We start from the raw sequence: 20,027 nt of genomic DNA, 5'->3' as shown, positions 1-20,027 counted from the left end.
CTAACCTGGCCCAAGCAGTCGCAGAATAAAAAACACCACCACGCCCGCAAGGAAGACCAGCGCCATTCGCAACCCAGGCTCGCGATTCACCTCAGGCACAAGATCCGTAGCCGCGACATAGATCGTCACCCCAGCCGACAGCGGCAACCCCACCCGCACCCAGCTAGGCTCAAGATTAATCACGAGCACACCAAGCACCGTCGTCGCCCCAAGAAACAACGCGGAGTTCAGCGCCGTCGCCGCGCCTCTTCCGCCGGCCAGCATCACGCTCGCCACCGTAAAGCCCTCGGGAATCTTGTGCAGAAACACCGCGAAGAACAAAATCCATCCCAGCCAATGCGACAGCACAAACCCCGACCCGATCGCCACGCCATCAAAAAATGTGTGAGTCGCTAATCCCAACAGAACCGAGTAGCTGGTCTTCGCCGCAATAAACTCGTGCTCATGGGTCTTCTCCCCAAAGTGAAAATGTGGCACCAGCGAATGCTCCACCAGATGCACCGCGCAATAGCCAACCAGAATCAACAACGGAGCAAACCGCGGATTCACATGCAGCCCCTCCGGGATCATCTCAAGCACTGCCGCAGCCAACATGAAACCCGCACCCAGCGCGACAAAATAGCGCAGCGCGCGCGCCGAAGGCGACTGCCGCACCAGCAAAAACCCGCCAAGATAATCAGCCAGTCCCGCCACCAGACCCAGCGTCAGGCTCAACCCGAGCGTCGACACCCCTAGCTCCTCATGCCGATCTTCAGCGCATCGCCATCCGTTCCACAAAACAAAGCAGCCGCGCCCAGCCGCAACAGACCAACTACACAGATTTTCATGTTCTTACGATTCTACCGTCTCTCATTGCGACTCACGCGACAGCACAAACACCACGCCCAGCCCGCAAAAGAACACGAAGCCCTCCAACCTCTCCGACAACGTATGCAATCTTTCAAAGTCCACCCGGCCCGGATTTCCCGCTGGAGCCGTCTCCACCGCCCCGCCCGCCAGCGCCCGATCCACCTCCATCGCCGGCAGTATTTTGAACTGCGAATAAAACGTTCCCGCCATCATCATTCCGGCCAGAATCATCTCGATCGCAAACTCCACCCTCGCCGTCACTCCGGCCCGTAGCCACAACAGCCCCGTAGCAACATAAAAGATCGCGCCACCCACCAGCCCGATCCAGTGCAACACCCGCAGCGTCCCTCCAACAACAATCCCAGCCTCATGCGCACTCGGCAAACTATGAAAGGCCACCGGCGCCACCACAAAGGCGAAAAATCCAAGCCCACCCACCCACGCCACCATCGCAAACAACCGCAGGGCCCGCAGCAAAATCTGCATCCTAGACGTAATCCCTTCCAATCAACCGTTGAATTCGTTCCTTCATCGGAGGATGCGTCGAAAAAAGATTCCCGATCCCGCCACTCCCCAGCAAAGGCGCAACAATAAACAGATGCGCATTCGAAGGCGAAGCCTGCATCGGAATCCTCTTCGAATAATCCTCCAGCTTCTGCAGCGCCCGCGCCAGCGCATACGGATTCCCAGTCGCCGCCGCGCCCGTAGCATCAGCCTCAAACTCACGCGTCCTCGAAATCCAAAGCTGAATCAACGAAGCCGCAATCGGCGCGACGATAATCATCAACAGTCCGCTCATCCCACCCCCGCCGCGTCTCTCACGGCTGCTTCCACCACCGCCAAACAGCGAAGCCCAATATCCCATCCGCGCCACCATCGTGATCGCGCCCGCCAGCGTCGCAGCAATCGAGCTGGTCAGAATATCTCTGTTCCGCACATGCCCCAGCTCATGCGCCAGCACGCCCTCCAGCTCCTCATCATCCAGCAGTTGCAAAATTCCATGCGTCACCGCCACTGAAGCATGTTGCGGATTTCGCCCCGTAGCAAACGCATTCGGCGACTCCGTCGGCAGCACATAAATCTTCGGCATCGGCAGCCCCTGCTTCGCCGTCAGCCGCTCCACCGCCGCATACGCCCGCGGCAACTGCTCCCGAGTCACCGGCTGCGCGTTGTACATCCGCAACGCCAACTTATCCGAAAAGAAATAAGTCACAAAGTTGAAGACAACCGACAAGGCAAACGCCAACACCATGCCATTGCGCCCACCAAAGCGATCCCCAATCAGGATCAGGAACACAGTCAGCAACACCAGAAGCAACGTCGACTTGAACGTATTCATCGCCAACACCTCAGACTACGGGGCCCGCCACATTAGACGTATCCACACTCCGTTCGCCGCGCGCCAGCGCCCTGCGCAACACCACCTCAAGCGCCGCCTTCTGCTCTACATACTCGCTCTCAGTCAATCTGCCTTGAAGCCTATCCGTCTCGAGCGCAAAAAGTTCTTCCTTCATCGCCGCAAGCAGGGAATCCGAACCGGCAGCCGTCGCCCCCGCCCCAACCGGACTCGCCACCGGCGCAGGTCCATTCCTCAACATCACACCCGCACCCACCGCCAGCACCAGCCCAAGCCCACCCAGAATCCACCACTTATACTTCGCCCACGGATCATTCGTCCCCTCAGGATCAAGTGGCGTCCCCAACCCCCCACCCGGCCGCGTATCGCTCGCCGCCGTACCCGCTGCCCCACCCGCACCAGCCTGCGCCGTCGCATCCGCCGCCGGACCACCTTCACCCGCCGCAGCAGCAGCACCCGTATCCCGCGGCATCTGCCCCGTCCCTGACACAGTAAAGTCCAGCGCCTGCGACGGAGCCACACTCCGCGCCACATAAGTCTGCGCCGTCGTCTCTTCGGTCACCGGCGTATAAGGTGCAGAAGGCCCGGGCTTGAACGTCATGCTCTTCGGCATCATCACCGCGATCGTATCCGTAGGCATCATCACTCGCGGCGAAAACTTCAAACTCCCGCTATAAGGCAGCTTGTACGTAATCTGAAATCGCGTCTCCCCCGGTCGAATCGGAAAGATAAACGCATAATGATTCGGCTCTCCCAACGGAACGGGCGAAGCCTGCACTGGCATTCCACCCGGCGCCAAAGCTGCAGACCCCTCCACCACCGCACCCTCCGGCAGATAAAACTCAAACGGCCTGTCACTGAACTGCGTCAGCGGAGGACTCGACTCGTTCTTCACGAAAAAATTCTCCACCACATGCAACGCCTTGCCGCTCTCATCCGTCTGCAGGCGCATCACGTCCGCCTCGCTGCTCACACCCTTCACCTTCGCAGCAGCGTTATAAACTTCCACCTCAACCGACTGCGTCCCCGGAGGCGCCGGCCGAAAATAGTTCGCCTTATCATGCGTCACACGCACCAGGTGAATCGCCTGACTCTCGTTGGCCGGAATATCCAGCGAAAAGCGGCCCCTCGCATCCGTCTTGGTCCGCGTCGCCTCCTGCATGCCTTGCTGCAGACGAATCAACACCACATCATCGCCAGCCGCAGGTTTATTGGTCGTCTTATTTGTAACCGTGCCGGTGATCGAATCGGCAATGGCAAAGCTAGAAAACGCCGCCACCATCGCAGCAGCAACAACAGAACGTCGGAGGAAAGGAGATAGAAAGCTCACCCGTCAAGTTTACGTCAAACCTCGCCATGCAATCTGCGATTGAAACAGGGCAGGGAAGTTATCATCCCTGCCCACGATTTATTTCCCACGATTTATTCGGAGCACGCGAAAGCGCCTTCTTTGCGACGACCGTAAACCAAGACCGGACCACTCGTCATACGGCGGGACACACTAAGCTCGGCTTCGTCGCCCAAAATCCCCACGAGCCTCAAGCGAATCCATCTCTGCAATCACTCGCGCCGCTTCATCCTCCAACCCCGCCCGCTGATCCGCATAGTCTTGCTCGGGATATTTCCCAGCCAGATACTCGAAGTTCAGATCCCGAAGATTCTCGTAGATAACATCCTTCCGCTCCCGCAGATAATCCACCCGCGTCTTATCCGCCTGCACAAAAGGATTTCGCTCCGGCCAGAAGATGAACCCGAACAGCGCCAGCGTCAGCACCACACCCGCAATCATGCCCATCTCAGTACTCCGTCTCTCGCCGAATCCGTTCGCGCATCGCATCACTTCCCACTACAACTCCGCCCGCAGTCACCGCCCTGCGTTGTCTCGACCGCGACGACCACATCCGCACCAGCAATCCCGTCCCAATCGTCGCCAGCAAAAACACCGCCATCGGCGCAACCCACGCGACGTTATCGAACCCTCCGCGAATCGGAGATGCGAGCACAATAGCCCCATATTTCGCGGCAAACCAGTTGAAGATCGAAGTATTCGTCCCTCCTCCATCGATCTGCGAATGCAACTCCCCGATCATCACCGGAGAAACCGGGCACCCCACATGGTTGCACTCCAACAGGATCTGCCCGCATCCGCAGGTGCAGATCATCTCATGCCCCATCTTCTCAAAGCGCGCATCCGGTGACGCACCCAGCATCACCACCGCCAGCAAACAAACCATCCCAGCACCAGCAAAACGTCGAAAGCGACCAACGGGAGCCGCAACCGAAGGGATACACAAGGCACGAAGTGGCCGCCTCACGCGAAGTGAGCCCGTCCGGCAGGACGCAACGAAACCCTCGAAAACAAAACCCTCAAACATGATGAACCTCAGCCTCAATCACCGGCGTCTCAGCCGTCACGCGAGCAGCCGTCCGCGCAAGATTCGGCACCAGCGCCAGGAACGTCCCACCCACCACAATCAGCACCCCGATCCAGATCCAATTCATCAGCGGATTCAAAAACACCTTGATAATCGGCCGGTCCGTATCCGGATTCTTCCCCTCATAGATCACATACAGATCGCTGGCCAGCGTCGAGTGCAGCGCCACCATCGTCGACGTCGTCTGGCTCGCCTGATAAAACCGCCGCTCCGGAGCAAGCTGCGTAATCTGTTTGTTCCCACGAAACACATCGAGCAGCGCATACTCCGTGTCGTAGTTCTTATTGCTGTCCTGCGTATAGCTCTTGCACACCAGCCGATACGGCCCCAGCTTCAACGTATCGCCAAAGCCCATCTCCTGCTCATGCGATTGATTGAACGCTCCACCGGCAATCCCGATAAACATCACCACAATGCCGAAGTGAACGATATACCCGCCATACCGCCGCGTATTCCGTCGCACCAGCAACACCGTAGAAGCCAGCAGATTCTTCCCGGTCTGCGTCGCCACCACGTTCGCTCCACGCAGAAATTCAGCCGTAATCGCCGTAATCACACCCGCCGCCAGCGTAAACGTCACCAGCGAAAACAGCGTAGCCTGCCAATCGTCACCAGCCTCCCACGGCCTCACCCCCACAGCAAGACACACCACCAGCGCCACACCCATCGCAATCGAAGGCAAAATAAAATTCCTTCGAATCGACCGCAGCGAAGTCGAACGCCACGCCAGCAGAGGCCCAATCCCAGTCAGAAACAGCAGAAACAATCCAATCGGCAAGTTCACGCGGTTATAAAACGGCGCGCCCATCGTGACCTTCGTCCCCTGCACATACTCGCTCAACACAGGAAACAGCGTTCCCCAAAGCACCGTAAAGCAAGCCGCCAGCAAGATCAGATTGTTGAATAGAAAACTAGACTCGCGGCTCACCAGCGACTCCAGCCTGTTCTCACTCTTCAAATGATCCCGCTGCTTGAAGAACGTAAACAAACAAACCGCAAACACAATCAGAATGAACCCATAAAACCAATCGCCAATCGAACTCTGCGCAAACGCATGCACCGAGCTCACAATCCCCGATCGCGTCAGCAGCGTCCCCAAAATCGTCAGCATAAACGTCGAGAAGATGAGCCACACATTCCAGCTCTTCATCATCCCGCGCTTCTCCTGCATCATCACCGAGTGCAGAAACGCCGTCCCAGTCAGCCACGGCATCAGGCTCGCATTCTCCACCGGATCCCAACCCCAGTACCCGCCCCACCCAAGCACGCTATAAGCCCAGTGAGCCCCCAGAAAAATCCCGCACGTCAAAAACAGCCACGTCACCATCGTCCAGCGCCGCGTTATGTGAATCCACTTCTCCCCCGGATACCGCATCATCAGTGCACCCAGCGCAAACGCAAACGGAACCGAGAACCCCACATACCCCAGGTAAAGCATCGGAGGATGGATCACCATCTCCGGATACTGCAGCAGCGGATTCAATCCAAACCCATCCGTCGCCACCGGCCCCGGCTGAATCGCAAACGGAGGTGCTGCAAAGTTCAGCAGCAGCAAAAAGAACACCTGAATCCCCGCCAGAATCGTCGACGCAAACGCCGACAGCCGCACATCCACCTTGTGCCGCATCCGCAGAACAAATCCGTACGCACTCAGCAGCCACGCCCACAACAGCAGCGAGCCCTCCTGCCCCGACCACAGCGCAGAAAACTTATAAGCCGTATTCAGATCGCGATTGGTATGGTGCAGAATGTACGAAACCGAATAGTCATTCGTAAACGAAGCCCACACCAGCGCAAACGCCGCACAGCTCAGCGCCACAAAACTTGAAATCCCCGCCCGTCGCGCCGTCTCACCCAGCCGCCCTGCGCCGCCATCGACGCCCGCCGCCATTCCCCGCGTCCGCCACAGTGCAACCCCACCCATCACCAACGTGTAGGCGCTCAGCGCCAGAGCTAGCAACAGCGTAAAACTTCCAAACTCCGGCATCGGATGCAGTCGCATGAATTCCCCTGCCCTATTCTCTCAAGGGCAGACCGTATCAGCAATAAACCATCGTTTACCGGACACGCTCTACTGGGCCGTCAGCTGCCCCGAGTCGTGGCTTCCGTCCCGAATCAGCCCATGAACCGTCGCCAGCAGGTGGTCCGGCATCAGCGGCTTCATCCGAAACGTCACATTCAAGCCGACATACTCTTCTTCGGCCTCCTCCAGCCCGCTGATCACAAGCACCGGAATCGTGGGATTGGTCTTGCGCAACGCCTTTACAAAATCCGCCCCGTTCATCCCTGGCATCACATGATCGGTAATCACCAACCCAATCTCTGCAGGGAACTCCCCGGCCCCGATCTGATCCAAAGCCCGTGTAGGATTCAGCGCCGCAATCACAAAATAGCCCGCACGCTTCAAAATCGTCTGCCGAGTAGCCGCCTGCACAGCATTATCGTCAATAAGAAGAATGGTAGCTGGCATGCGAGAGATCGCTTGTTCCAGGGGAGAATTCATCAATAGATCCAATTCAAACCTCTTTCCACAACCTTAATCAGGCAAATCTCAGTGATCTGACCAATTCCACAGTCGGATGCAAAATCTCGGTAAAACGTTGGTACTTGATCTCCATCTTCTGGAAATAATTAGCCAATCATAGGACATTTTTCCCCTCCACTACGCCATAACTCCTACAACCTTTGTGGCTACACCTCTCTACAGGATTTGGAAGACAGTGCCCAAACAATTTACAGTTGGCCTCAGTACCATTCCACTCATAGCGATTAGAGCAGCTCGAACTCCAAGGGTTACCGTGAATCTTTCCATCATTGACTGGCTCATCATGCTGGTCTACTTCGTCTTCGTCTTGGGCATCGGCTTCGCCCTCAAGCGCTACATGCGCACCTCGAACGACTTCTTCCTCGCCGGCCGCTCCATCCCGGCCTGGGTCTGCGGCCTCGCCTTCATCTCCGCCAACCTCGGAGCCCAGGAGGTCATCGGCATGGGCGCCTCAGGCGCTAAGTACGGCATCATCACCAGCCACTTCTACTGGATCGGTGCCATCCCAGCCATGGTCTTCGTCGGCATCTTCATGATGCCCTTCTACTACGGCTCAAAAGCCCGCTCCGTCCCCGAATACCTCCGCATGCGCTTCGACGAGAAGACCCGCGCCGTCAACGCCTTCACCTTCGCCATCATGACCGTGCTCTCCTCCGGCATCTCCATGTACGCGATGGCGCTGCTCATCCAGACCCTCGGCCTCCTCCACGGCGTCATCCCCGACGCGTACATCTTTCACGTCTCAGTCTTCTTATCGGCGATCATCGTCCTCGGCTATATCTTTCTCGGAGGGCTCACCAGCGCCATCTACAACGAGGTCCTTCAGTTCTTCCTCATCGTCGCCGGCTTCGCCCCCCTGGTCTGGATCGGTCTCCGCAACGTAGGCGGCTGGCAGGGAATCAAGCGCACCCTCCCCGCCACCATGACCCACTCCTGGCGCGGCATGGCCCACGCCTCCACCAACACCCTCGGCGTCGAGTGGGTCGGTCTCGCCATGGGCCTCGGCTTCGTTCTCTCCTTCGGCTACTGGTGCACCGACTTCCTCGTCATTCAGCGCGCCATGGCAGCCGACTCCGAGGTCTCCGCCCGCCGCGTCCCCCTCATCGCCGCCATCCCGAAGATGTTCTTTCCCTTCCTCGTCATCCTCCCCGGCCTCATCGCCGTCACGGTCACCAGCCACATGGCCGGTGCAGGCCAGGGTTCCTCAAATGGCCAATATCATCTCGAAGTCAGGGAACGCCCTGCTACTCCTGCAGAGCTCGCATCTCTAGCTTCATCCAAACCCGTCAAGGTCCCCCTCGACGAAGCTCACCCCCACGGCATCATCCCCGAAAAGACCGATCCCGTCAGCGGCCAACCCATCCTCGACAGCCGCGGCAACCCCGTCTACAACTACGACCTCGCCATCCCGGTCATGCTCCTCCACTTCTTCCCCACAGGAATCCTAGGCCTCGGCCTCACCGCGCTCCTCGCCAGCTTCATGTCCGGCATGGCCGGCAACGTCACCGCCTTCAACACTGTCTGGACCTACGACATCTACCAGGCCTACATCAACAAGCGCGGCACCGACGCCCACTATCTCTGGATGGGCCGCATGGCCACCATCGGCGGCGTCGCTCTCTCCGTCGGCGCCGCCTACCTCGTCACCAACTTCAACAACATCATGGACGCGCTGCAACTCGTCTTCTCCATCGTCAACGCGCCCCTCTTCGCCACCTTCCTGCTGGGCATGTTCTGGAAGCGGACGACAGGCCACGGTGCATTTACAGGATTGATCGCAGGCACCGGCGCAGCTCTCCTCCATCACGGCCTTACCCTCCCCACCGACGCGACGCCCGGCATCCACGGCGGCTGGATCGCCATCCTCCACCACTATCCCAGCGACATGGCCCAGAACTTCTGGACCGCCATCTTCGCCTTCACCGTCAACCTTCTGGTCACCATGGCGGTCTCGCTCGCCACCACCCCACGCCCCGAGGCCGAACTCGTAGGCCTGGTCTACTCCCTCACTCCCAAGCCCATCGAAACCCATCTGAGCTGGTACCAAAAACCCGCCATCCTAGGCGTAGTAGTCCTCGCCATGCTCATCGTCCTCAACCTGGTCTTCGCCTAACGGAACCACAAGTGTAGATTTACGGTCGTCATCCTGAGCGCAGCGAAGGATCCCTGTAGTTGTTTTTGTATTTGCACTTTTGAAACTGTCCTTCTGACGTGAGCATGTCGAGGGAAAGAACATCAACCAAGAATCAAAGGAGCACCATGGGACTCGACATCCGCATCCCCCTCGGCCTGATCTTCCTCCTCATCGGCGGCCTCATGAGCGTCTACGGATTCATCACCCGCCACACCGCCGACATCTACGAAAAATCCATGGGCATCAACCTCAACCTCACTTGGGGTCTGCTCATGTTTCTCTTCGGAGCCGTCATGTACATCGTCGGCCGCCGCCAGAAATGGCAGGACGACCCCGTCAACCCCCGACCCTGGGAGCAAGGCAACCGCCCCCGGCACTGACAACCAGGGGAGCAAACGCCATCCCATTGGCCTTCCAGCTGTTAGCATCAGGGAAACCTAACCTGACCTTCCCGCAATCACCTTGTTTCTCTCTATCGTTACCAAATCTACGGAGACCTTTGGATGTCGCGAGTCGTTGTTATCGGAGCCGGTGCCATGGGCCTGGCCGCCGCCTATCGAGCAGTCAAACTGGGCCACCAGGTAGACCTCATTGAGGCATCACCCGAACCCGGCGGTATGGCAGGCCACTTCGACTTCGACGGAATCTCCATCGAACGCTTCTATCACTTCGTCTGTCACAACGATCTCCCCACCTTCGCCCTGATGAAAGAGCTCGGCATTGGCGACAAGTTGGTGTGGCGGCCCACCACCATGGGCTTCTTCTCCGGCAACACGCTCCACCCCTGGGGAGAACCCATCTCTCTTCTGAAACTCCCCGGAGTAAGCCTCATCGACAAACTCCGCTACGGGCTCTTCGCCTTCGTCTGCACCCGTCGCAACCACTGGCCTGCCATCGAAAACGAGTCGGCCAAAAGCTGGATCATTCGTTGGTCCGGAGCCGCCAACTACGACCGCTTCTGGAAGCCGCTCTTCGCGCACAAATTCTACGAATACGCCGACAACATCTCCGCAGCATGGATCTGGACCCGCATCCGTCGCGTCGGCCGCTCCCGCAAGAGCATCTTTCAAGAAGAGCTCGGATACATCGACGGCGGTTCCATCACACTCATCAACTCCCTCGTCGCAGCGATTCAATCCCTCGGCGGAAGAGTCCATCTCGGCAACCCCGTCCAGCAAATCACCGTCGAGCAGGTCACAGCCCAGCAAAACCGCGTCACCGGCGTCCAGACCACCAAAGGTCACTTTCCCGCCGACGCCGTCATCTGTACCGCACCCACTCCGCTCGTCTCCGCCATGATTCCCGAGCTTCCCAGCGAATGGAAGGATCGTTACAACGCCATCCACAACATCGGCGTCATCTGCGTCATCTTCAAACTCACCCGCTCCGTCACCCCGCACTTCTGGGTCAACGTCTCCGAGCCCGACATCGACATCCCCGGCATCATCGAGTTTTCCAACCTTCGCAAAGCAGGCGACCACACCATCCTCTACGTGCCGTTCTACATGCCAGTAACGAACCCAAAGTTCACCGCGCCAGACGAAGACCTGGTCGCCGAAGCCTTCGCGTGTCTCCAGCGCATCAACCCCAAACTCACAACCCAGGACATCGTCGCCACCAAAGTCGCTCGCCTCCGCCACGGCCAGCCCATCTGCGAGCCCGGCTTCCTCGCCAAGATCCCACCCGTCCAGACTCCCATCGCTGGCCTCCAGATCGCCGACACCTGCTTCTATTATCCCGAAGACCGCGGTATCGCCGAAAGCGTTCGCGTCGGCGCAGCCATGGCCGAATCCATCACCAGCGGAAAACCAGTCCACACCGCACCCGCCGTCGTTTAGAAAATCCGAGCAGTATCGATCGGAAAATGAAACTATTGGGCGACCGAAAACCTGTCTATTTCGCAAGGCGATCAAAAACTCATCATCTCGCAAGCCAAGAGACTTGGGCGACCGAAAACCCCATCATCTTCGCGTGCCAAAAGACTTGGGCGACCGAAAACCCATCATCTTCGCGTGCCAAGAGACTTGGGCGACAGAAAACCCATCATCTTCGCGTGCCAAAAGACTTGGGCGACCGAAAACCCATCATCTTCGCGTGCCAAAAGACTTGGGCGACCGAAAACCCATCATCTTCGCGTGCCAAAAGACTTGGGCGACCGAAAACCCCATCATCTTCGCGTGCCAAAAGATCTGTCATTTCGACCGAAGCGGGACGGCTCTTTGTCCCGCGCAGTGGAGAAACCCGCTGTTTTCCCAAGATCAGTTCAAACGACCGTTCGCTCGCTGATCACCTTTCACCGAGCTGTCATCAAAACCAGCCGAAACTCTCGAGGACCTTCCGCATCCTGAAACACTCTCTTGCGATAATGGAACCATGAAGCGCCGCGAAATCAAGCAGTACGAGTTTGTCCGCAAGATCGGCACAGGCGGCAGCGGCGTCGTCTTCCTCGCCACCGACACCCTCCTCCAGCGCCCCGTCGTCCTCAAACTCCTCAAGCGCGGCAACCTCACCATCGAGCAGGTCCGCGCCACCCAGCTCCGAGAAGCCCGCCTCGCCTCCGCCATCGACCACCCCAACGTCTGCGCCATCTACGACGTTGGCGAAGCCCCCGAAGAGAACGGCGACGGCGAAGAAGCCTACATCGTCATGCAGTACATCCCTGGCAAATCCCTCGACAAGGTCATCGCCGAAGGCCCCGCCAGCCTCGAGCTCGTCCTCTCCGCCGGCATCCAGACCTCCGACGGCCTCTCCGCCGCCCACTCGCTCGGCATCTTCCATCGCGACCTCAAACCCGCCAACGTCATGCTCACCGACGGCGGCCTCATCAAGATCCTCGACTTCGGCCTCGCCCGCCGCCTCCGCCCCGACCAGACCGAGTTCGACCCCGGCGGGCCCGTCAACAAGCGCATGCCCGCCGCCGGAGCCACCTACACCGCCCGTGGCGGCACCATCGCCTACATGGCCCCCGAGCAGTTCGTCACCGGCCAGTCCAGCGTCCAGTCCGACATCTTCGCCCTCGGCCTCATCCTCTACGAGCTCGCCACCGGCCGCCACCCCTTCCACCGCCCCGACGCCGCCGAGTTCCAATCCATCCGCGCCATCCAGTTCGCCGACCCACCCTCCATCCGCGAGATCGCCCCCGACCTCCCCATCGAACTCGAGTCCGTCATCCTTCGCTGCCTCGAAAAGCAACCCTCCGCCCGCTTCGGCTCCGCAGCCGAAGTCCGCGACGCCCTCAAGACCATCATGCGCGCCATGCAGCTAGACTCTGTCCTGCTCCCCGGCGACAACATCCGTCCCTCGCACCAAACCCGTCTCCCCCTAGACGCCCCTGACGAAGAAAAACGCACCACCGGCATCCTCTCCATGCTCGCCGAGCGCTTCCGCGAGTCCGGCTCCTCCTCCACCACCAACCAGAACAGCATCGTCGTCCTGCCCTTCGTCAACTTCGGCCCCGCCGACGTCGCCCCCCTCTACGGCTACGCACTAGCCGACGCCATCGCCACCCGCCTCACCCGCATGTCCACCCTCGTAGTCCGCCCGTCGAGCTCCTTCATGAACATCCCCACCCAGCAGCTCGACCCCCTCAGCATCGGCAAAAAACTCCTCGTCAACTTCGTCCTCGCCGGCAACTTTCTCCGCTCGGACAAAGGCTTCGACCTCAACTGGCAGCTCCTCGACGTCCCCAACCAAAGCGTCCGTGCCGGCGGCTCCATCAACGTAGCCTCCTTTGATCTCGTCTCCGTCCAATCCGAGATCTGCAACGAAGTCTTCAGCACCCTCCAGGGCTTCGGAGATCTCGCCCCCCACGAAAGCAATCGCGGCACACCTCCCGCGCGCTCCCTCAATCAGGCCCTCTCCGAGCAGTACCTCCAGGCCCGCGCCGTCCTCTCCTCCTTCATGACCCGCACCGGCAGCCGCGACGACCTCAACCGCGCCTGCGAGCTCTTCACCGACGTCGTCAAGAAGGACGAAAAATACGCCCCCGGCTGGTCCGGCCTCGGCATCACGCATCTTCAGTACGCCCGCCACGGCCTCGGCGGCCAGATGCACGTCCTCGAAGCCCGCCGCGCCTTCGACAAGGCCCTTCAACTCGACCCCGGCTCCGTCGAAGCCAATCTCTACCGCGTCTACATGCTCCTCTCCCGCGGTGAAAAAGAGTCCGCCCGTCACGGCATCGAAAACCTCCTCCAGACCGCAGGCAACGACTGGAACGTCCGCCTGGTCGCCGGTCAGACCCTCCGCATCGACGGCATGTACGACGAAGCCCTAGAGCAGTTCAACGCCTCCCTCCGCATGAACCCCTCGAACGCGGCCATGATCTACAACCACCGCGCCCGCGTCTACCAGTACCAAAATCAAATGGAGCTAGCCTCCGACGAAATCGAAAAGGGCCTCACCCTCGAGCCCCGCCAACCGCTCCTCCGAATCTCCCTCGGCTACCAACAGATGCGCACCGGCGACCTCCCCAAGGCCATCGAAACCCTTGAAAACGTCATCCGCGACGAGTCCTCCCTCCGCATCGTCTTCCCAACCATCGCCCTCTGCTACGTCCAACTAGGCGAGCGCGAAAAAGCCGCCACCTTCATCGTCGACGAAACTCTCTCCGCCGCCGAAGCCGACAGCGAGATGGCCTATCGCCTAGCCACCTACTTCGCCCTCGAAGGCGACGAGTCCGAAGCTCTCCACTGGCTTCGCCGCGCCATCTATCTCGGCAACGAAAACTATCCATGGTTCAGCATCAACCCAGCCTGGCGCAAACTAAAAGGCCACGCCGACTTCGAACGCATCCTCGAAGACCTCAAAAAAAGCTACCGCCGCAACCAGAAAAACTGGAAGCGCCTCCTAGCCCAGGTCAGCAACTAATCATCACTCCCCGCAACCTAAAATCACTCACCCAGCGCAATCCCGAAGCCACGAGGGAGGAGAGAGGTCTTCCTGCCATCCTAGAAGTTGTCATTTCGACCGAAGCCAAGCACAGACCAAACGCAATCCATAAACGTTGTCAGTTCGACCGAAGCCAAGCACAGACCAAACGCAATCCATAAATGTTGTCATTTCGACCGAAGCCAAGCACAGACCAAACGCAATCCATAAATGTTGCATTTCGACCGAAGCGAAGCACAGACCAAACGCAATCCACAAATGTTGTCATTTCGACCGAAGCGAAGCACAGATCAAACGCAATCCACAAATGTTGTCATTTCGACCGAAGCCAAGCACAGACCAAACGCAATCCACAAATGTTGTCATTTCGACCGAAGCGAAGCGAAGTGGAGAAACCCGCTGTTCCTTCCCATCACCCACTATCTCAAATCAACAGGCACATCCCACACCAGCGACAGATCCTCCCACGTAGGATTCTCTCGTTCAATCAAAAACACCTTCTTCTCCCTACGCCAGCGTTTGATCTGTTTCTCACGAGCGATCGCTGCTGAAGGAGTAGTAAACCGCTCGAACCAAACCAGCCGATCGCAACCATAGTCACTCGTAAACCCTTCAAACCTACCTTCTCTGTGTTGTTTTACCCGCACTTTGAGATCGCTAGTGAAACCCACATACAAAACTCTACTTCGATTCGCAACAAAATAGACGTAGTAAATCTTCCCCTCCACCGCCCACCTCGTACTTTAATATCGTCATTTCGACCTGACCCTGAGCAAGCGAAAGCGCGCCGAAGGGGAAGTGGAGAAACCCGCTTCTCTTCCTGTGTCTCCACCAAAGTTGAACCTTCGCACGGACCCCGCAAGCCACAATTAAACCAAAAAGGCCGGGAGATGATCCCGGCCTTCCCACACAACCAAAAACCAACTACCGAGCCGCGCCCACCCCACCCAAAGCACCCGCGTTCAAGCTGCTAACCGGCGAAAGCGGAGTCAAAATCATAGGCGTAGTCAAACTAAACACCAGCAACTCATCCTTCGGCAGCGTAGCCTGACGATCCTGCTTCAACCAGATATAAGTGCTAACCCCCGCGCCAATCCCCGCACCCACAATTGCCCCGACTCCACCGCCAATCAACGCACCCGTAGCCGCACCCGCACCAGTCACGCCGCCTACAATCGCCAGTGTCTCCTTCACATGGTCCTTCCGCTTCAACGTTCCTTCGTTGTCCACGTTGAACTCACTCTTACCCGTATCGATCAACTGCGCATGCACAATGTAGTGCGTTCCATCCGGCAGCGTAACGTCGCTCGTCTCCAGGTGCAGCATCGCAACACCCGAAATACGCCGCCCACCACGAACCTCCGTCACTCGCCCCTCAAGAGTAGAACCTACCGGAATGATGACTCGCCCATTCCTCTCTATTGCTTCTGTAACTGTCCCGGAAAATCTGCTTCCTGCAACCGTCGAATCTGTACCCAGCGTCTCGCCAATCTTCACCTTCAGCAAAGTCCCTTCGCGCAAAGTGCCTTGAAGCTCCGGCACACTCGTCACGATCATCGCATCGGCAGGATCTTCCGCAGGAGCCTCATGCATCACATCATTCGAACCCGCAACCGCGGCACCCTTATAAGGAACATAAGGCCCATACTCCACCGCAGGAGACGCAGGCACCGTCGCCGGCACATCTGCACTCGGCTTCGCTGTCGGCGTCTGCGAACCCGCCTGCGCGGCTGCATCATCACTACTCGTAATCGCCACAGGGTCGGGGTTTGAAACGCCTGTCATCGCACTCTGTGAAAACGCGGGAGCAGCAGCAAGAACGAGAGCAGCGGTGGTGATGTGCATCTTCATGGCAATATCCTCAAACAGATTTCCAAAGCCAGCGCTCAAACTCAAACACCGGATCTTCCAGAACTTCTATCACTCCAAAGAGTAGAACTAGCTTCAGCTCCGCGCAACAAATTCGCGAGCAGGGAATCGACCCTGCTAATAAGACCTTCAACGCCCTCGCTACGCCAACCGAGCGCAGCACACTTCAGAAACGCTCTTGCCGCTGTCCAAAGAGCTGTCATTTCGACCGAAGCGCAGCGAAGTGGAGAAACCTGCTTCTCTACCAACGCGCCGAAACTCCTCGTCTCTCCGCTTCAATAATTCATCTTCTTATCGTGGCAACCCAAAGCAATACCCCTAATCCCTTTGCTAAAATCCGTCAGGTGAGTCCATCCGACGCAAAGCTGGTGCAGTCCATCACACTCGCAGGTGGCAGCACCCTCCCCGTTGACCGCCGTCCAAAGTTAAACGAACGGTTGAACCACCGCGTCGTCTCCCAACATTCCGCAACCCCTACCAACAGGAGCAATATGACCGAGATCGTCTCTATCCACGCACGCGAAATTCTGGACTCCCGCGGTAATCCCACCGTCGAGGCCGACGTCATCCTCGACAGCGGAGCCAAAGGCCGCGCCGCCGTACCCAGCGGAGCCTCCACCGGCGAGCACGAAGCCGTAGAACTTCGCGACGGAGACAAAGAGGTCTATCTCGGCAAAGGCGTCCTCCAGGCCGTCGAAAACGTCGAGACCATCCTCGGACCCGAACTGACCGGCATGGACGCCAGCAACCAGCGCCTCATCGACGCCACCATGATCTCCATCGATGGCACCGAAAACAAATCCAAACTCGGAGCCAACGCCATCCTCGCCGTCTCCATGGCCGTAGCCCGCGCCTCTGCCGAAGCCCTCAAACTCCCCCTCTACCGCTACCTCGGCGGCGTCAACGCCTGCCTCCTCCCCACGCCCATGATGAACATCCTCAACGGCGGCTCCCACGCCGACTCCAACGTCGACTTCCAGGAGTTCATGGTCATGCCTGTCGGCGCCGAAACCTTCTCCGACGCCCTCCGCTGGGGCACCGAAGTCTTCCACACCCTCAAAGGCGTTCTCAAGAAGAAGGGCTACAACACCGCCGTAGGCGACGAAGGCGGCTTCGCTCCCTCACTCAAATCCAACGACGAAGCACTCGACCTCATCCTCGAGGCCATCCAACTCGCCGGCTACACCGCAGGCGAAGACATCTCCATCGCCTTAGACCCCGCCTCCAGCGAGTTCTATAACAAAGAGACCGGCAAGTACGTCTTCAAGAAATCCGACAAGCGCGAGCTCTCCTCCGCAGAGATGACCGCCTACTGGGAGAACTGGGTCCGCCAATACCCCATCATCTCCATCGAAGACGGCCTCGCAGAAGACGACTGGGATGGCTGGGCGCATCTCACCAAGGTCCTGGGCGACAAGGTACAACTAGTAGGCGACGACCTCTTCGTCACCAACACCCAGCGCCTCCAGCAGGGAATCGAGCAAAAAGTCGCCAACTCCATCCTCATCAAGGTCAACCAGATCGGCACCGTCTCCGAAACCCTCGAAGCCATCGAACTCGCCCGCCGCTTCGGCTACACCAGCATCATCTCCCACCGCAGCGGCGAAACCGAAGACACCTTCATCGCCGACCTGGCCGTCGGCACAGGCGCAGGACAGATCAAAACCGGCTCTGCCTCCCGCACCGACCGCATCGCCAAGTACAACCAGCTCCTGCGCATCGAAGAAGAGCTAGGCCAATCCGCCGAATTCCTCGGCATCGAATCGGTCAACTTCGGCGAATAACTCTCTTCGAAATCCGTTATCCCAATCGAAGCCGCTCACAGTCTCATCGTGAGCGGCTTCTTGTCAGACAGCAACCGTCTCAGCCTGCGCCAACTCAAAAGTTAGGTTCACCGATCGCGCACCAACCGGCTTCGTCCGATGACGCACCCCGCGAGGTATCGTAAGCATCTGTCCCGGTGCAAGCTCCCGCGACCCGCTCTCGAACTCTATACAAAGCCGCCCCTCCACCACCAGAAACGTCTCATCCGAGTTCGGATGAAAGTGCCAATGGTAAGGCTCAACCATCGTGGAAATCCGAACGACATGATCATTAATCTCAGCGATCGGATGATTGTCATATCCACCATGCGCCGAAGACTCCGCCGTCACCGTGATGACCTCTGGAAGCTCTCCATTCATCATGAATCCTCACCTTCCAATCTATTCCCCTAATCCTTGGCGACCCGCAACGAGAGCTCCAAAACGCAACCGCGTCCCTGTAGTTTGCAAATCACTGAATACCCATTCATAATGGCCAGCGAACTGAAAACCCAGCCTCGCCGGTACGGAGAACGCATGCCAAGCTCCCGCAAGCGCAACACCCTCTTCACGCTCCTTACCATCATCCTCCTGGCCCCCTACCTCTCAGCTCAAACCGACGCCTTCGTCCAACGCTCTGGCACCAAACTCACCCTCAACAGCGCACCCTTCCGCTACTCCGGCCCCAACATCGAATGGCTAGGCCTAGAAGGCTACGGCCCCCACGACCCCATGGGTCCGCGCCTCCCCAGCCACTTCGAGATCGACGACGCCTTCGACACCGCCGCCGAGATGGGCGCCAAAGTAGTCCGCGCCCAAACCATGGGCGACACCGTAGGCTGCCCCCTCTGCATCGAGCCCTCAGAAGGCAGCTTCAACGAAGCCGCCTTCGCATCCAGTGACTACGCCATCGCCACCGCCCAGAAACACGGCATGAAGCTCATCATCCCCCTGGTCGGCGACTGCGCCACCTGCGCCGGCGGAGGCATCGGCCAATACCTCGCCTGGCACCGCAAACCCAACCCGCAAGACTTCTTCACCGACCCCGCCCTCATCGCCGCCTACGAAAAACACATCGACGCCGTCCTCAATCACCTCAACCCCATCACCGGCCTCCGCTACAAAGACGACCCCACCATCATGGCGTGGGAGAACTGCAACATGTGCGGCATCCTCACCATGCTCTCCGGCGGCAACGCCACCGCGCTCGGCCAGGTCTCCACCTGGGTCGAAACCATCGGCGCCCACATCAAGCAGACCGACCCCCACCACCTCTACCTCGACACCTCCGGCATCTATCGCGTCTACCCGCCGGTCCTCGACAACAAATCCACCGACCTCGCCACCTTCGAGTTCTACCCGCACTGGGACATTCTTCTCGGCCCCAACCAGCCCCCAACCACCGCCGCCACCTTCACCCACGACGCCGCCACCGTCACCAGCCACGGAAAAGTATTCATCGTGAATGAATTCGGCTGGGACCGCACCGACTGGAAGACCTCTGCCGACTTCGAAAACGTGCTCAACACCCTCTCCACCGACCCCAACGTCTCCGGCGACGGCTTCTGGGCGCTCCAAGCTCACCTCGACAACTTCGGCTTCCAGCCCATCCCCGCCGACAGCAACAACCCCGTCTTCGCCGAGCACGGCGAGTCCGGCCAATGGTGGGCGCTCTACTATCCCGGCGTCAAAACCCTCGTCAACACAGCCGAAGACATGGCCGCCCGCGCCCAACTCCTCCGCGCCCATGCCTACACGATGTCCGGCATCCCAGCCCCTAAACACGCAATCCCACCACGCCCCGTCATCACCTCAACTGTTATCGTCGGCCTCATCGCATGGCGCGGCTCAGCCGGAGCCGTCCGCTACTCTGTCGAGCGCAACGACGCAGGCTCAAAGGAATGGAAGCCCATCTGCGACCGCTGCGCCACCGACACCGACGACCCCTGGGTTGATCCGCACGGCGCCCTCGGCGGCGTTCATTACCGTGTCATAGCCTGGAACGCAGACGGAGTCCCCAGCGAACCCTCCGACCCAAGATAGAAAGGATAAGAAAAAAAGCCGAGCATCGCGAGGCAAGGTACACAAGTCACGAAGTGACCGCCCCGCGCGCAGCGGGCCCGTCCGGCAGGGCACAAGCAGCGCAGGA

17 protein-coding genes are annotated in these 20,027 nt (G+C 58.9%); 6 read left to right on the top strand and 11 right to left on the bottom strand.

Annotated features, from left to right (window positions below):
- The 8 genes from RBB76_RS24795 to RBB76_RS24760 all read right to left on the bottom strand — a co-directional run bounded on the left by RBB76_RS24795 (nt 1) and on the right by RBB76_RS24760 (nt 7,144).
- Nucleotides 1–729: a ZIP family metal transporter gene (locus tag RBB76_RS24795; RefSeq protein ID WP_429633736.1), complete on the bottom strand. Its 729-nt coding sequence runs from the start codon at nt 727–729 to the stop codon at nt 1–3.
- A gap of 120 nt (nt 730–849) precedes the next feature.
- A complete protein-coding gene (locus RBB76_RS24790) occupies nt 850–1,335 on the bottom strand; it encodes a DUF4149 domain-containing protein (protein ID WP_429633734.1) in 486 nt (161 codons plus the stop codon).
- Nucleotide 1,336: 1 nt separating this feature from the next.
- The gene (locus RBB76_RS24785; protein ID WP_429633732.1) at nt 1,337–2,188 is read right to left on the bottom strand and encodes a zinc metalloprotease HtpX; all 852 of its coding nucleotides are present in this window, start codon (nt 2,186–2,188) and stop codon (nt 1,337–1,339) included.
- Between the two features lie 10 nt (nt 2,189–2,198).
- Nucleotides 2,199–3,536, bottom strand: coding sequence for a carboxypeptidase regulatory-like domain-containing protein (locus RBB76_RS24780; RefSeq protein ID WP_429633730.1), 1,338 nt, complete (start codon nt 3,534–3,536; stop codon nt 2,199–2,201).
- A 171-nt stretch (nt 3,537–3,707) separates the two neighbouring features.
- Nucleotides 3,708–4,001: a hypothetical protein gene (locus tag RBB76_RS24775; RefSeq protein WP_183980514.1), complete on the bottom strand. Its 294-nt coding sequence runs from the start codon at nt 3,999–4,001 to the stop codon at nt 3,708–3,710.
- A 1-nt stretch (nt 4,002) separates the two neighbouring features.
- Nucleotides 4,003–4,440: a cytochrome c-type biogenesis protein CcmH gene (locus RBB76_RS24770; RefSeq protein WP_429633728.1), complete on the bottom strand. Its 438-nt coding sequence runs from the start codon at nt 4,438–4,440 to the stop codon at nt 4,003–4,005.
- 133 nt (nt 4,441–4,573) lie between these two features.
- Nucleotides 4,574–6,643, bottom strand: coding sequence for a heme lyase CcmF/NrfE family subunit (locus RBB76_RS24765; RefSeq protein WP_429633726.1), 2,070 nt, complete (start codon nt 6,641–6,643; stop codon nt 4,574–4,576).
- 69 nt (nt 6,644–6,712) lie between these two features.
- The gene (locus RBB76_RS24760) at nt 6,713–7,144 is read right to left on the bottom strand and encodes a response regulator (protein WP_260698456.1); all 432 of its coding nucleotides are present in this window, start codon (nt 7,142–7,144) and stop codon (nt 6,713–6,715) included.
- Nucleotides 7,145–7,439: 295 nt separating this feature from the next.
- Between RBB76_RS24760 and RBB76_RS24755 the strand changes: the two genes are divergently transcribed.
- From RBB76_RS24755 to RBB76_RS24740, 4 genes are all read left to right on the top strand, one after another.
- Entirely contained in the window at nt 7,440–9,299 is a 1,860-nt protein-coding gene (locus RBB76_RS24755) for a sodium:solute symporter family protein (protein WP_429633724.1), read from the top strand.
- A gap of 146 nt (nt 9,300–9,445) precedes the next feature.
- Complete coding sequence (locus tag RBB76_RS24750) at nt 9,446–9,700, top strand: hypothetical protein (RefSeq protein ID WP_429633722.1); 255 nt, start codon at nt 9,446–9,448, stop codon at nt 9,698–9,700.
- A gap of 123 nt (nt 9,701–9,823) precedes the next feature.
- Nucleotides 9,824–11,158, top strand: a complete 1,335-nt coding sequence (locus RBB76_RS24745) for an NAD(P)/FAD-dependent oxidoreductase (RefSeq protein ID WP_429633720.1) — start codon at nt 9,824–9,826, stop codon at nt 11,156–11,158.
- A 535-nt stretch (nt 11,159–11,693) separates the two neighbouring features.
- Nucleotides 11,694–14,186: a protein kinase domain-containing protein gene (locus tag RBB76_RS24740; protein ID WP_429633718.1), complete on the top strand. Its 2,493-nt coding sequence runs from the start codon at nt 11,694–11,696 to the stop codon at nt 14,184–14,186.
- A 440-nt stretch (nt 14,187–14,626) separates the two neighbouring features.
- On the opposite strand, the gene RBB76_RS24735 is transcribed toward RBB76_RS24740, so the two are convergent.
- Together RBB76_RS24735 and RBB76_RS24730 are read right to left on the bottom strand one after the other, a co-directional pair.
- Nucleotides 14,627–14,935, bottom strand: coding sequence for a GIY-YIG nuclease family protein (locus tag RBB76_RS24735; RefSeq protein WP_429633716.1), 309 nt, complete (start codon nt 14,933–14,935; stop codon nt 14,627–14,629).
- A gap of 196 nt (nt 14,936–15,131) precedes the next feature.
- A complete protein-coding gene (locus tag RBB76_RS24730; RefSeq protein WP_429633714.1) occupies nt 15,132–16,058 on the bottom strand; it encodes a hypothetical protein in 927 nt (308 codons plus the stop codon).
- Nucleotides 16,059–16,567: 509 nt separating this feature from the next.
- Here RBB76_RS24730 and eno point away from each other — a divergent pair.
- Nucleotides 16,568–17,860, top strand: a complete 1,293-nt coding sequence (gene eno, locus RBB76_RS24725) for a phosphopyruvate hydratase (RefSeq protein WP_429633971.1) — start codon at nt 16,568–16,570, stop codon at nt 17,858–17,860.
- Nucleotides 17,861–17,923: 63 nt separating this feature from the next.
- On the opposite strand, the gene RBB76_RS24720 is transcribed toward eno, so the two are convergent.
- Nucleotides 17,924–18,262 (bottom strand): cupin domain-containing protein, encoded by a 339-nt coding sequence (locus RBB76_RS24720; protein WP_429633712.1) that lies wholly within the window; start codon nt 18,260–18,262, stop codon nt 17,924–17,926.
- A 153-nt stretch (nt 18,263–18,415) separates the two neighbouring features.
- Between RBB76_RS24720 and RBB76_RS24715 the strand changes: the two genes are divergently transcribed.
- Nucleotides 18,416–19,921, top strand: a complete 1,506-nt coding sequence (locus RBB76_RS24715) for a hypothetical protein (protein WP_429633710.1) — start codon at nt 18,416–18,418, stop codon at nt 19,919–19,921.
- Nucleotides 19,922–20,027: the final 106 nt, after the last annotated feature.

It is taken from the genome of Tunturiibacter psychrotolerans (assembly GCF_051013365.1).
Lineage (GTDB): Bacteria > Acidobacteriota > Terriglobia > Terriglobales > Acidobacteriaceae > Edaphobacter > Edaphobacter psychrotolerans_A.
Note: the sequence above shows the minus strand (reverse complement) of the source record. Positions and strands in the feature narration are given on the sequence as shown.